General features: G+C 43.2%; 10 protein-coding genes. 2 read left to right on the top strand and 8 right to left on the bottom strand.

All coding sequences use genetic code 11. The features are described from left to right. Positions 1-180 precede the first annotated feature (180 nt). Together ACFQS8_RS07210 and ACFQS8_RS07205 are read right to left on the bottom strand one after the other, a co-directional pair. A complete protein-coding gene (locus ACFQS8_RS07210; protein ID WP_382166626.1) occupies positions 181-462 on the bottom strand; it encodes a type II toxin-antitoxin system RelE family toxin in 282 nt (93 codons plus the stop codon). Then, on the bottom strand, positions 452-700 hold the full coding sequence (locus ACFQS8_RS07205) for a type II toxin-antitoxin system Phd/YefM family antitoxin (RefSeq protein ID WP_382166625.1): 249 nt from the start codon (positions 698-700) through the stop codon (positions 452-454). The genes ACFQS8_RS07210 and ACFQS8_RS07205 overlap by 11 nt, the downstream gene beginning before the upstream one ends. 446 nt (positions 701-1,146) lie before the next feature. Here ACFQS8_RS07205 and ACFQS8_RS07200 point away from each other — a divergent pair, with 446 nt between their 5' ends. Further along, positions 1,147-2,139 carry an IS30 family transposase gene (locus ACFQS8_RS07200; RefSeq protein ID WP_465262335.1) on the top strand — a complete coding sequence of 331 codons (993 nt, stop codon included), beginning with the start codon at positions 1,147-1,149 and terminating at the stop codon, positions 2,137-2,139. 268 nt (positions 2,140-2,407) lie between these two features. On the opposite strand, the gene ACFQS8_RS07195 is transcribed toward ACFQS8_RS07200, so the two are convergent. Genes ACFQS8_RS07195 through ACFQS8_RS07185 form a run of 3 tightly spaced genes read right to left on the bottom strand, consistent with a single transcriptional unit; the run spans position 2,408 to position 5,392 of the window. Then, positions 2,408-3,703, bottom strand: a complete 1,296-nt coding sequence (locus ACFQS8_RS07195; RefSeq protein ID WP_382166623.1) for an NAD(P)/FAD-dependent oxidoreductase — start codon at positions 3,701-3,703, stop codon at positions 2,408-2,410. A 51-nt stretch (positions 3,704-3,754) separates the two neighbouring features. Further along, positions 3,755-4,177, bottom strand: coding sequence for a Rid family hydrolase (locus ACFQS8_RS07190; protein WP_382166622.1), 423 nt, complete (start codon positions 4,175-4,177; stop codon positions 3,755-3,757). 42 nt (positions 4,178-4,219) lie between these two features. Next, complete coding sequence (locus tag ACFQS8_RS07185; RefSeq protein WP_382166621.1) at positions 4,220-5,392, bottom strand: tyramine oxidase subunit B; 1,173 nt, start codon at positions 5,390-5,392, stop codon at positions 4,220-4,222. 447 nt (positions 5,393-5,839) lie between these two features. Here ACFQS8_RS07185 and ACFQS8_RS07180 point away from each other — a divergent pair, with 447 nt between their 5' ends. Next, entirely contained in the window at positions 5,840-7,009 is a 1,170-nt protein-coding gene (locus ACFQS8_RS07180; RefSeq protein ID WP_382166620.1) for an MFS transporter, read from the top strand. A 265-nt stretch (positions 7,010-7,274) separates the two neighbouring features. Here the strand turns inward: ACFQS8_RS07180 and ACFQS8_RS07175 are convergent, their stop codons facing one another. The 3 genes from ACFQS8_RS07175 to ACFQS8_RS07165 all read right to left on the bottom strand — a co-directional run bounded on the left by ACFQS8_RS07175 (position 7,275) and on the right by ACFQS8_RS07165 (position 12,110). Then, positions 7,275-9,644 carry a TonB-dependent receptor gene (locus tag ACFQS8_RS07175; protein ID WP_382166619.1) on the bottom strand — a complete coding sequence of 790 codons (2,370 nt, stop codon included), beginning with the start codon at positions 9,642-9,644 and terminating at the stop codon, positions 7,275-7,277. A 194-nt stretch (positions 9,645-9,838) separates the two neighbouring features. Beyond that, entirely contained in the window at positions 9,839-11,269 is a 1,431-nt protein-coding gene (locus ACFQS8_RS07170) for an aldehyde dehydrogenase family protein (protein WP_417461687.1), read from the bottom strand. A gap of 355 nt (positions 11,270-11,624) precedes the next feature. Then, the gene (locus ACFQS8_RS07165) at positions 11,625-12,110 is read right to left on the bottom strand and encodes a MarR family winged helix-turn-helix transcriptional regulator (RefSeq protein ID WP_382166617.1); all 486 of its coding nucleotides are present in this window, start codon (positions 12,108-12,110) and stop codon (positions 11,625-11,627) included. Positions 12,111-12,207 lie beyond the last annotated feature (97 nt).

Here is a 12,207-nt window from a genome sequence, read left to right as displayed (position 1 = left end):
ATTGTATAGCTACCCCCAAACTCAAATTAGGTTTGCATCATTTCTAAGTAGTCTACAATTGTCTATATGGCCGCATTGTTCATCAGGCAGCTTAGGGCCATTTCATGTCCCATGAACACAATTGGAGGGCTAAACGTATAACTGAACAAATGGAAGTAGGAGGCAGCGTTCGTCTCAATCCTAACGCTTATCTGCTTTCCTATAGACTTCACTTCTTTCGCGTTTTCCGACAGAAATAACTTTAACAACTATACGATCGTTATCGACTGCATAGACAAGTCGATACCCGCTTGAGCGTAGCTTAATTTTATATCTATTTTGAGAACCGGAAAGGCGTGCAGAGGGAAGGCAAGGATTTTCCAAGCGTTCAGAGAGTTTCTTCTTCAGTTGGTCACGAATGGAGGGACTTAGTTTTTTCCATTCCTTGAGCGCCAGAGCATGAAATTCGAGTTTATAAGTCACTCAAATCAACTTCTACAAATGGGCCGTCTTCTCTGGCATCTGCGAGTGTGTTGAGTTCCGCATCCTCGATTAGTTCGACCATGCGCTTATACATATCCGCAGGTACACAATAAAAGGCGGGAACATTGTGGTTCAAAATCGCCACGGCTTCGCCATCCGCAGCCTCGACGATATTCATCGGGCTTTTTTTCAAATCAGTAATGCTAGCAGTCATATCTGCAAAAATTTGTTGAACCATAACAAAGCTCCATTGTTCATGCTTTATATAGTATCTTTTTTGGTGTCTTTCAATGCTGCTTGTTATATACTCGGCAAGAGAAGTCAGCGCTAGGTTGAACTAGCGGGAAGGTGAGACGACAGTCTATCTTTTCGTTCGAGCCTTTAGGAACCGATTTACTTAAAAAAGGGATTTTTGGCGGAGCGAATCTTTCTTTTTGATAAAGCCGATTAGTGCGCCATCTGGATTTTCAGGCACACCTACTTTCCTGATAAAATGTTCCCAAGCACTTCATCGCTGCTGGATTTTAACACCGAGGTTAGACCACCTCAGCCAAGCACTTCAGCGATTTTGACCTTACTACTATTGCACATAACGTTGATTATGCGTCATACAAATGTAAGAGGGGCACATTCTAAATTGAGTTGCGACAAACCAGTATTTATCTTGAAATGGAAAGATATTCAATGACGCACTCAGAACTTAGTATAAGTGAGCGACGCGAACTTGCGTCCCTCAAACATCGCCACATCCCTATTTCACAGATTGCAAATAGGCTCGGAAGGCATCGATCAACGATTTATCGAGAAATTGATCGCAATAGTTTTCAAGATAAAGATATGCCCGATTATGACGGATATCATTGTGTTTTAGCGCATGCTAAGGCCCAGGATCGGCGCAAAAAGCAGCGCAAGCTCATTCAAATTCCCAAACTACTCGTTGCGGTTATTGAACAGCTTAAAACCGGATGGACCCCAGAGCAGATTGCAGGTCGTCTCAAGCACGAAAACGCGCCCCATCAAGTGTCTCACGAAACAATTTACGCCTATGTATATTCCGATGAAGGTCACGCATTATCACTTGCACAATATTTACCAATGCGTCGAAAAAAACGACGGCCAAGATACTCAAGACGTTCAAAAAACTATATTTTTCCACTAGAACGCTCGATTAAACAGCGGCCACCATCCATTCAATCGCGGGTAGATTTTGGAGATTGGGAAGGTGATCTTATGATATTCCAAAAAATACTGGGACAAACCAATATAGCTGCAATTGTCGAACGCAAAACACGCTATGCTGTTCTTCTCAAAAATGATGACCGTAAGTCAAAACCGCTTATGAAGAAACTCGTAAATGTGTTTTCCCATCTGCCCTTTAAAGCAAGAAAATCTATTACATTTGACCGTGGATTTGAATTTGTAGCCTGGCGTTACTTAGAAGCTGAAATGGATACACAGAGCTGGTTTTGTGATCCGTCAGCTCCATGGCAAAAAGGCAGTGTTGAGAATTTCAATAAACGGGCCCGTAGATATTTACCAAGAGATCTGGACTTGCACGCACTACCGTATTCATCCTTAAGGGAAATAAACCAGAAAATGAATGACACGCCGCGCAAATGTCTTGGCTATCGCACCCCCCAAGAAGTATTCAGAGAAGAACTTATGAAACTTCAATAATGTATAAGAAATGTCGCAACTCAGCTTGAATTTACAGCATGAAACAATGCGCTTCTGGTGGAATAGGTTTTAACCCCTACTTCGCTTCCAAACTTAGAAAGGTGTGCCGCCCAGATGAAAAAGTTCGAACACTGGCAGTGGCACCTTGATGAAGCTCCTGTCGGAGGCTTTTCTGCAAAGCTTTGATCTACTAGATCAAGGCTTTGGCATACGCCAACCAGCTCCAAAGTCGTCAATTTGTGATAAAATCTACAAACACTTGTTGTTATTAAAAACGATCGAAACGATAAGATGCATTATCAACGATAGGATTTGTACCCATGATAAGATCAGCAGCCAATTGCCCTGCAGCTGGAGATGTACCGAACCCATGCCCAGAAAAGCCTGTCGCCAAAGTTAACCCCGGAACATCATCCACCTTTGATATAATAGGATCAGAATCTGGAGTGATGTCGATCACCCCCGCCCATGTTGAACAAACTTTAACATCTGCAAAAGCCGGCCATGCCTCAGTTGCGGCATTCAATGCTTCCTTAACAAGGTCTCTATTGACTTGCGGGTTCTGAATACGCTCACGCTCGAAAGGCGAAACCTTTTTACCGCTCCGAGCGAATCCTCTAAACAATTCTTCAAAGAAATATCGACCAATATTCGGGCGCACAAACTCAGCGTTTGCTTTTAATGCAGGAATGTACTTCATTCCCAAAGCTATATGGTCAGGTGTCATCGGAGCATCTAAAGCTCCGCGTTGCATCAATATATAACCGCCATCAAGGCATTTTCGAAACGAGAAATTTGAAGCCCCAAATGCTATATCTGACGGCCCCTCCATCGGGGCAGTTCTTATAACTGATCCCACCATTGGAAGGGTCGGCAAGGAGATATTTAGGTTTTTCAGAAAACGTCGAGACCAAATTCCACCAGACAGAAGCACCTGATTGCAGTGTATCAAACCTCGCTCGGTAACCACACTTAAAACTTCATTTTGCGAATTTAAATTCAAAGTACGTGCAGCACAATTTTCTACAATTAGTGCTCCAGCTCGAAGTGCTGCAGTTGCAATGGCGGTAGAAGCAAGCGTCGGCTCAGCATATCCATCAGTTGGCATATGAATCCCACCCGCCCAAGTAATAGTCCCCCCTGGCACGATTTCATTGATATCATCTTGCGTTACGAGCTTTGCCCCCAAAGAAAGACCTTCTACTGATTGTAACCAGCCACGGTATTTGTCTAACTCAATCTCAGAGCGCGCCGCAAACATTAATCCTGGGGTACGATAACCGACGTCCATTCCTGTTCGTTGAGACAAATCAGCCCAAATCCTTTCAGCTGCCAATGCCAAAGGCATATCATGTGCCGAACGGTTTAATTTTCTTATCCAACCAAGATTACGAGAAGACTGTTCAGCAGCAATTCTTCCCTTTTCAAGAACGACAACCGGCACCCCCCTCTCTGCTAAATTCAAAGCAGCTACTAGGCCAATAATGCCTCCCCCGATGATTACAACATGACTTTCATCAGGGATATCTTTAGTTGTTAATACAGGAGAGATTATAGGTGCCATCAGAACTCATTCCAGCCAATAGAAAATACTTAACCAATACAAAAATGGTACCTATTTTCCAATATTTATCGTTTCTGTCTCCAAAGCAGAAGCCCCTCTATATGCTGTTACTTCCATCTCAACCTTATAGTATGGTGCAGCTAATTGAGGGCAGGTGACTGTGCTCGTTGGATCAATATCCTTAAATTTCTGACCTAATATCGGCGCTAGAATTCCAAGATCTTCTGGATTAGGCACGAACAGTCTATAGGAAATTACATCCTTGAGACTAGCCCCCACTACCTCTAATGCAGATTCTATGTTTAAAAACATTTGCTCAGTCTGGCCAGCTAAGGTATCAGGCATTTCTTGTGTTTCTAGATTTCGTCCTGCTGTGTTGGAAACGAATATAAAATCGCCTACGCAAACGGCTCGAGAATACCTAGCAAGATCTTCAAATTTAGAACCTGTTTTTAATTTAGTTACTTTGGTCATTTTCACTTCGTTTCCAACTTATAAAGAAAATAGATCTGCTGTTTAGCGAAGGACAGGCTCATCCCAGAGATTCAAGGTAACACCAATGCCTTTTTCAATCGCATTTCGATACACAACGGTCGCCCAAGCAACATCCTCAACAGGCATCCCACCCACTGAAAGCATAATAATCTCTTCATCATTTTTTCGAGCTGGTGCGGCACCCGCAACCATAGCACCCAAGTCCTCTAGCTCCTCGGGCTTCATGGCACCCTCTTTGAGCATATCCATAAACTTCATTCCAATTAGAGGCACAATGTTATGGGTCGGGCTTGGTATTTCTTCAGCCCAAGCTTCATACAAACTAGTATTATCTAATACTTTACGTACATCGCTGGCTTCCATCGATTTGTCGAAATTTCCCGCGGCCGGCATGGCTAAGAAAGCACCTGGCTTAAGCCATTCACGCTTCACCATTGGGTACTTTGAAGGGTCACCGGATGGCGACGACGGACAGTAAGCAATAACATCAGCATCGCTACAAAGCTCCTGCTCATCTTGAACAGTGATGATTTTTTTTACTTGAGGATATGTGTCTTTTACCCAACCAATAAAGTCATCAAGGCTTTTCTGACCGCGCCCTTTCACCTTAAGAGTATCAATCAAAGGGCAAGCTGCGATAAATGCGGCAAGAGTGGTTTTACCCATTACGCCAGGGCCATAAATAGCAGCCACTTTAGAATCTTTTCTAGCTAGATATCGAGCCCCAACACCCGGTATGGCGCCTGTTCTGTAAGCGGATAGAAGATTAGCTGACATAAATGCTAAGGGCGCACTTGTGACTGTATCAGTGAGAATGAACATTAAAATTGAACGTGGCAGACCGAGCTCACGATTCGCGATATTTGAACCATACCATTTCACACCGGAAGTGCCAAAATTGCCACCGAGATAAGCCGGCATTGCCATCAAACGACGATCCGCAGTTGGCTTCGGCATAGTAGGGAAAGGTGAATCTTCGGGAAAAAGGATTAAAGCGCCGTGTGAATTGTTTTGTGCACCGGCCATTCGGTAATCACCGTGATGTAACAATGCGAACATCTCTTCCATTGTATCAACACATCTAGGCATATCAGTCACACCAGCACGGATCATATCTTGCTCAGACAAATAAATGAAATCAATTTTCGTTGAATTGCCTGTCTTTTCCGAACTTTTCTTATTCCAAAAAACCATTTATCTTTTCCTCATCCATATCTGGCCCCAAATAACCAAGACAGAACACAATATACCGTGTCCCCAGACCTAGTTAAGCAATTTGTATTCTTGTACAGTCACGGAATTTCTTACTTCGAAAAACCATATCAATATAAGGCGACGTATTCCTAAATACCGCGGACTACGCCTATGTAATATTCACACCCCCTGAAAAGATTAATATTCAATCTTTCTTGTATTTTCTCTCTCAATGAACACCTCCCAATTTTCCATTTTACAACTGTTACAAAACAAAAAATCCAGAGTATTTACTTTTAGTGCACTAATTTAAAAGTGAATTCATACGAAAAAATCATAGAAAAACCTTAGTTATACGATCCAAGATAATTTTACTTGAAAAGTCAAGTAATAACCTTAAGCTAACCTCTATTTAATGATAATAACCAGAAAAGAGGTCCAAAAAAAATGAATGTAACAGACACCAACAATATTAGTTATATCGATAACACCAAAGTCTACCTAGGGGCCGGATTTTTAGCCGGAGCGGGAGCACTGATGTTCGGAGTAATGCCGATATTTCTCAGTCTAATAGGCGGAACTTTTGAACTTACACCGCAACAAGTTGGAGATGCAGCCGCGGCATTCAACGCTAGCTTTACCGGTATGAGTATAAGCGCTCTATTTTGGATCCGAAAGATTGATTGGCGCGCAACATCACTCATCGGGCTTTTAATATCAATTATTGGTACCGGATTATTTCTAGCTATAAATAGCTACCTACACCTGCTTAGCGCAATGTTCCTCACAGGCATTGGAATGGGACTACTGTATTCTTTATCTATGACGGTCCTAGGTGACAGTGAGCGCCCACAAAAAGCCTTTGCCGTCAAGCTTGGAATGGAAACGTTTCCCGGCGCAATAGTTCTTTTTGCTGCCCCAGTTTTCATTCTCCCAAAAGCTGGGTTTACCGGATTCATCGGTGTTATGTTAATGGCTTTACTCCTGCTTGGTTTTGGAGCATTGGGGATTCCAAAACAAGATAATACAAGGCGCGATTTGGATAAATTTTACCCAGCAGAAAACTCCGGAAATCTTCTATTGATCCTTATATCAGTCGTAATTAGTCTAACATTCTTTTCAGGAATGATGGGAAGTTGGGCCTTTCTGGAATTTTTGGGAAGCGATCGCGAAATATCAGGAAGCATAATAGGGGCAACACTTTCTATTGGCCTTATCGCTATGGGTCTTGGCGGTTTTTTAGCTGCTATCCTATCCAATAAGGCGAGCCAGACGATCCAATTTATAATCATTGCAACGGTTCATTTGGTAGCGCTTGCAATTCTGGCGTTCGTGCCAGGAACCGCTGGGTTTGCCGCTGGTAGTATTCTTTTTTTATTCACTGTAAACTATATACTATCTTTTACATTCGGACTCACTGCAAGGCTTGATAAACAAGGTCGATTTGTGGCCTTGTGTGGTGCGAGCCTTTCTGGCGGTGCAGTTTTAGGCCCTATGGTATCTGGCAGACTGATAGAAAGTCAGGGCTATACAGGAATGCTAACATTTTCTGCCATTTGCCTTATTGTAGCTGCCTTTATTTTTGTAACACTCTCCCAATTAAAAGCGTCGAAATAAAATTGATTTCAAACACCATCCGGATTATACATCTCTAAGCTGGATGGTATTTGCCCACGCTGCTTCAGCACCACTCTTACTTAACCAACTTACACACCCTTCCCCACCCACTATAATTAACTTCCATCATTGTATTGAATATCACGCAAAAGCGAACATTTTTCTCCTCAGATATACTGTTGCCCCCCCAAAAAAAGAAACCTCCCTTCGTATAATTGAAGAGAGGTCAGTAATTGGAGTGATATGTTATTCGTTTAGGGCAGATTTAGAAGCGCTTAGCCAGCGTAACTCCGAATGTACGTGGCGGGCCAAAGAACTGGGTAGTTCCAAGCAACCCCAAATCCAATGAGTACGCAGCATACTCTTCCTCAAGCACATTTTTAGCAAAGACACTCAACTCCAAACCATTGTCATTCGCCCAGGACGCTGACAGGTTAGTTAATCCATACGATTTTTGCTGAGAAGCAATTGAATTTGTAACTTCTAGGAATTGATCACCATACCACACACCATCCATCTGCAGTGCTATATTTCCACCTAAAGCATCTACATTGTAACGGAAAAGATAGTTTAAGCTAACAGTAGGTGCGTTTGGCAATTCCGCTCCTGTGAGACTGTCAATTGGATAATCACAGAAAAATGAACCATCATTTTGATTTATGCAATACTCTGTATCAGGAGCGCCTGGGAAGAACTCAGGACCAAACGCCTCTCCTACTAACTCAACATTATCAACCTCAGTTTCTTGAAAGCTCATCCCAAGAACAGCATTGAAATTATCTGTAGGAGACCAAAACAGTTCGAATTCTCCACCATATGCTGTCGCATCTGTATTGCTGACCTGAGGCGCAAGGTTAAGAAGCGAAAACGATTGATAGTCTTCATAATCGTAATAATAAGCAGTCGCGTTGAATCTCAGCTGACCATCGTCAGTTTCTGTTTTTACACCAGCCTCATACGATATCAGCACTTCTTCGTCATGCTGAAACTTATCAGGTGTAACGTTGGCTGACAGAGTCCAATTACCGCCTTTTATGCCGCGATTCACCGAAGCAAATAACAAAGTGTTATCTGCAACTCGCCAATCAAGTGCTAATCGACCAGCCCAGTCATCGTATTCAATTTCATCAATTCCTTGAATGATAGAAGAGAATAGCTCGTTTGTGACCAACTCAACACTGTCTCCCCCCTCTTCCACAGAAGAAACATAATCTATAGACTTCTCGTCCATTGAGTAACGCAACCCAGCCGTCAACGACAAAGCAGGAGCCAGTTCATATTCCAGCTGACCAAAAACAGAAGTATTTTGAGAACCAAGCGAATAACCTTCATTTAAAACTGCCTCAGCACCAGGCAATCCAACAGACAGTGCGGCCCCAACAATAGGGGCCCCTGCTGTTAGAAGACCACCATCGATATCAATATCTAGGTAGTACGCACCAACTTGCCATTCCAATTTATCAGTGTTACCGGATAGACGTACTTCTTGAGATAGTTGTTGATATTTCGCTTCTGTATCGAAGTTTACGACCAAAACTGGAAGCGCATCCGCATCTTCAGAATATGTTTTATTCAAATCTGTAAAGTTGGTGATAGATGTAAGCTCTACTCCATTATCAAGTGCATAATCAAAATCTGCCTGATAAATTGTTGTATCCCGGTTGAAGGCACCCGATTGCTCACCAAAGTTGTCATAGGGGCTAGCTGGCTCGCCAGTTATTCCGTTGATTACCCCGTTGGTACCATTGCTGCGACCGCCAGCATCTGTAGCACAATAGCCATTTGCTTCAAACTCACAGTTTGCAAAAACATAACCTCCGGTCGGCACATCGTTGTCTTCACTGTATTTTAGCCAAAAGCTTCCAGTTAATTTTTCTGTAAAGTCAACTTGCAAGTTTCCACGGATAGCGAAACCATCTTCACCACCAATGTCTTGACCACTCCCCTCAAACCCAACAGCAGGAGATGGAGCAGATTCAACATAGCCGTCAGCGGAAGCAAATCGCCCTGAAACACGCGCACGAACATTTGACGCTAACGAGCCACCGATAGCCCCTTCAATTTCTTTGCGGTTAAAATTCCCAATAGCGCCTTTAACATATCCATTTGTGTCTTCATCACTTGCGTCATTTGAAACGAAGTGTATCAACCCTCCAGTCGCATTGCGACCAAATAGCGTTCCTTGGGGGCCACGCAAAACCTCAACGCGTCGAGTGTCATACAGCTGCCCAGAAATACCATTTATGGACCCCATGTATGCATCATCAAGATACACAGCTACCGGCGCTTCCAGATAGTCGGTGAAATTGTTTTGAGAGATACCCCGCAAATTGAAGATAGTAACGTTAGGAGACCAAGCATTCAATTGAAGTCCAGGAATTTGCTCGGTTATCTCAGTGCTACTGTTCAACCCCAAGGCTTCAAGTTGATCACCTGAAAATGCGGTAACTGAAACAGCTACATCCTGAAGGTTTTGTTTTCTTTTTTGAGATGTTACAATGATCGGAGCAAGAACGTTTGGACGCCCCTGCTCCTCAATTGTTGCACCCACCTCTTGCGCCGCTGCAAATTGCGCAGCGCTCAATACCACCCCCAGAGACACACTCGCTAAAAGTGAACTTCGCTTGTAAGACATTCTGCTTCCTCCTCATAAAATCCGATACCAGAATTTTGATTGATTAATCATCTTTTGTGATTTCTCAACAATCAGCCTGCATTTTCGCGTTTAATAGCCGAATTAGCATCACTATGAAGCACAAATGACTAAATGCTAGTCACATACTTGAATATTCATCTTTTAGGCGCGCGGTGTAGCATATTGGGGACACTTCACCCAACAGATCGCTGATATAGGATTTTTGTATTTACAAATGACTTAAGGCCATCCTCACCAAATAGGACACCGATACCGGACTGCTTCACACCACCAAAGGGAACCATCGGATTCAATTCGGCGTGCGTATTTATGTATACAGTTCCTGCAATCAAGCGATCCGAAACAGATTGAAGCAAATCTGGATCAGTACCCCAAACTGAAGCACATAAGCCAGAGTCTGTTGAGTTAGCCATTGCAATGGCTTGATCAATGCTTGAGTATTTTACGATGGGAAGCGCCGGTCCAAATTGCTCTTTTGCGACTATTTCCATATCATGAGTGCAATGAGACAAAATAGCTGGCGTTAATGCATATCCCTCTCCAATCGACTCTCCACCAACTAGTAGTTGAGCTCCCTGCTTGATAGCGTCCCCCACCATTTCTCGAACCTTTTCAAATTGAGCTTTGTTTTGCACAGGCCCCAAATCAGTATCAGGAAGGAGCCCATCCCCAACATTTGTTGTCTTGGCTAGCTCGACCAAAGCAGAACAGACAGCCTCATAGTCTGATTCATGAACGTACAAACGCTGGATAGAGCCACAAGTTTGGCCCGCATTAATAAATTTACCAAAAAACAAACCTGGAGCCATAGCCGCAACCGGCGCACCGGGAAGCACTATAGCAGCGTCATTGCCTCCAAGTTCCAGCGAACAAGGAGTAATATTTTCTGAAGCGCTGGCCATTACACGCCGCCCTGTTGCGGTTGAGCCTGTGAAAACAACTTTATCTATATCCGCATGAGAAGAAATAGCTGCGCCTATTTCAGCACCACCTGGCACTACATTCAAAACGCCAGGAGGCAATACTTCATTAATCAACTCCACAGCACGTAGGGTAGAAAGAGGAGTCAGAGGTGAAGGCTTGATGATAACCGTGTTTCCTGTGCGAATTGCAGGTATAAAATGCCAAACAGCAATCAACAAAGGCCAATTCCAGGGTGTTATAGATCCAATAACCCCCATTGGAACACTTTTTTGGATGACAGTTACGCCATCAGCATCCAATATCTTCTTGTCGTCGATTTTCAAAATTGATGTCGCTCGGCACCAACCTATACAACCACCAACCTCAAACCCAGAACCAAAACCGCCAGCATTCAATGGCTTCCCCTGCTCTTGAGTGATCAGTCGGGATAATTCTTGCGCATTATCCTCAAAAACCTTAGCTATCTTGAGGCAAGCTTCAGCTCTTTGCGAATCCGGTCGAGTAGACCACGATTCAAATGCCTTACGCGCACATCTCACAGCATCATCTAATTGATCGAGGCTGGCAACTGAGCTATATCCAACAACACTCAAATCAAAAGGATTAAGTACAGCATCACGAGAGATGCCCTCAACTTGTGCTCCACCATAGGTCATTGGGTAAATTTTTTCGTTACCCATAACCATGCTTGGTTTCTTATCTTTTTGGCCAAATAGATTCATTTTAGTAACTCCCTCAATTGCTCCCAGCTTAAGCTGAGAGGCCATGAGGTTGATAATGCCATCAATACATGAATATGCAAGCAATTCCGACCCACAAAAGCGCAGGCTCAGAATGAGAATTCGCCTTATTCTGCATGCATATTCCTCCCAGCTCCGCGCGTTGCGCGGAGAAATCTTCTAAATCGAGCCACCTAGGGGGAGTAAACCTTAATACCAATCAATTATTTAATTGACAATTCATGCAATAAAATTGCTGACACATAAACGCATGAGAACAATAGAGTTTCTTACTCTAACTATTCCAAAAGAGAAGCTAAATGCCTTTACTGCCTTCATTGCACTTTTTTAACAGGCGATTGAATTCATCAACCTCATCTCTAGTCATCGAACTGAAGGACTGTTTATAAATTTCTTCCGCTTTTTGCCAGGCTAGAACCCTCGCCCTACGACCGTTTTTAGTTAGAAGCACTTCTCGAACTCTAGCATCTGATGCACGCGCACGCGTTTCAACCAACCCATCATTCTCCATTCGACTAACAATACGCGTCATAGTAGATAATTTTGAAATCGCTTCCTGCGATAAATAACTAACACTTCTTGCCTTTTCCCCCTCTAGCAACATCAGCACTCGCCAGCGAGGAATATCCAATTCCACCTGATGAAGAGCATCTTCCATTTTGGCTATATAAGAACCGTATGCTTTCGTTAACCAATAAAATGGCCAAGCTTCCAGTTCAAAACCAACACCAAAGTCATCTTCCGCAGTCTTTTCAATTTGGATAGAAATATCTTTTTTCATATAGGAACTCTAAATAATAGCGCACTGGTGCTTGAATATTCATTTAACTTCTAAGCGGAACGCGAACCATACATAGTTTCCTGATGCTTTAGCAACC

Origin of the sequence: Hirschia litorea, assembly GCF_042665075.1 — a bacterium.
Lineage (GTDB): Bacteria > Pseudomonadota > Alphaproteobacteria > Caulobacterales > Hyphomonadaceae > Hirschia > Hirschia litorea.
The sequence above is the reverse complement of the archived record's forward strand: the minus strand, read 5'-3'. Positions and strand labels throughout refer to the sequence as shown.